Consider the following 1167-nt stretch of genomic DNA (forward strand, 5'->3'; position numbering starts at 1 on the left):
ACTCATCGACAATATGCTCAACAACACAGACTGGGGTGTCGGCAAGGTGCCGTCTCGGCAACGCCTGGTCAAGCTGTTTGATGACGGTGAGGCCGGTTGGGTAAGGGTGGGCTCGGGCAGAGAGAATCTTGGCGATACCACGCTAAAGAATATCCGCGGCGCCAGTGGCAATATCAACTTTATTGATTCGATAGAGAACAAGTTCAATCATGATCGGAACCTGCGCCTGAATATTCCGCGAGACGTGGCGTGGCTGATCAGCAACGGCACTGCGACAGACGTGGTCGCCTTTGACGACTGGACAGATCCCCACTACCTGATTTCTTCAGAAATGGTACAAGCCAAATCCGGCGCCAATATGAAGGGCGACTTCAAGCGCATCCAGAATGCGGCAACCGGCCTTTACCGCTCTCCGGCCTCTGGCGAAATCGTCGGCCCGGGCGAGGTGGAACGGGTTGCCCTGGGCGGCGTGCGTGGCAAAGGCTTGTTTTTAAGGCCATCATCCGGAATACGCTACACCATTCCTGACGGGCAGCATCGGGACCTGACACAGGATGTCTGGTTTGTCGGTCTGTTTGTGGACCCGCGCATGAAGAACGACAATCAGTTTCGCCGGCTGCTGGAATTCCCCGACGGCTCTGGCATTGATCTCAAGGGTTTGCATTCTGTGAGTCTGGTAAGCGCTGCCGGCGAGCGCCATACCTTTGCGCTAAATGCTGCGCTTGCTTTTGCGGCACATAATCACCTTGGTTTCCGCATCCATCCTCAGGGCAAGCGAGTGGAAGTGTTTCGCGATGGCATGCTGGTGGCAGACTGGCACAAACCTACTGACGCTGATCCAGTGCTGGTCATGTCGCCGGGCGAGTTGTGGGTGGGACGGGCTGCTAACACAACCAGTCCGGTAAACGGGTTTCATGGCTGGGTGGATGAGCTCAAGGTCGTCGGCCAGGCGCAGGACATGAACGCTGAAGAGATCTGCAACCACGCGTTGGGGTCCGTGGTGGCCCTGCAGACTGACTCCGCCTTGCAGGAAAAAGCGAGCGCCATACCACCCATGTTTCACGACGGTATCCGCAATGCAACGGCGAGCAAAGCAAAGTGGTTCCTGTGTTTTGCCGATACCAGAAACCAGGATGGCTGGGTGGATCTGAATAACCTGCCCAGTGA

Annotated in this window: 1 protein-coding gene; it reads left to right on the forward strand. The window is 56.6% G+C overall.

Annotated features, from left to right (window positions below):
* Window positions 1-1167, forward strand: a 1167-nt coding sequence (locus J1C54_RS16270; protein ID WP_229149999.1) for a hypothetical protein, incomplete at both ends; no start/stop codon positions are given.

This window comes from Alcanivorax sp. 1008, assembly GCF_020667895.1.
Taxonomy (GTDB): domain Bacteria; phylum Pseudomonadota; class Gammaproteobacteria; order Pseudomonadales; family Alcanivoracaceae; genus PGZG01.